1 protein-coding gene is annotated in these 450 nt (G+C 68.2%); it reads right to left on the bottom strand.

Annotated elements, in window-relative coordinates; all coding sequences use genetic code 11:
* Nucleotides 1-450, bottom strand: a 450-nt coding sequence (locus ON30_RS27740; protein WP_040711861.1) for an AfsR/SARP family transcriptional regulator, incomplete at both ends; no start/stop codon positions are given.

Here is a 450-nt window from a genome sequence, read left to right as displayed (position 1 = left end):
TGCCCGCAGGCATGCCCGGTCGAGGTCCGATGTGGAAGCGCCCACGTCATCCCAGGGAGCGTTCTCATGGTTTGATGCGCATATCCGGATAGCGGTATGTAGTACGCCTCGCTGCGTGCCGGGCTGCTGTGCGCGGCGGTGGCGTCGCAGGGGGTGGTGCGCAGCGGGTGGGTCAGTATCCACGCGGCGGCGAGCAGGATGGCCAGGGCGGCGAGTATGCCGATCAGTTCGAGGACGGCCAACCGCGCCGTCTCGGCCGAGGCCCAGGTGAATCCGACGAACGACTGGTACGGAGTGCCCGACCAGCAGTTCAGCGCCACGTCCAGGATCCGGCAGCGCTCGGCCGCGTCCGGCGCCTGCGGGGAATGGGTGAGGACCTCGTAGCTCTCCATGATCGCGTCGAAGCGCCAGGCGTCGACGTCGGAGGCGGGCAGGTTGATCGAATAGCCC

The sequence above is a fragment of the Nocardia takedensis NBRC 100417 genome, from assembly GCF_000308695.1.
GTDB lineage: Bacteria > Actinomycetota > Actinomycetes > Mycobacteriales > Mycobacteriaceae > Nocardia > Nocardia takedensis.
The sequence above is the reverse complement of the archived record's forward strand: the minus strand, read 5'-3'. Positions and strand labels throughout refer to the sequence as shown.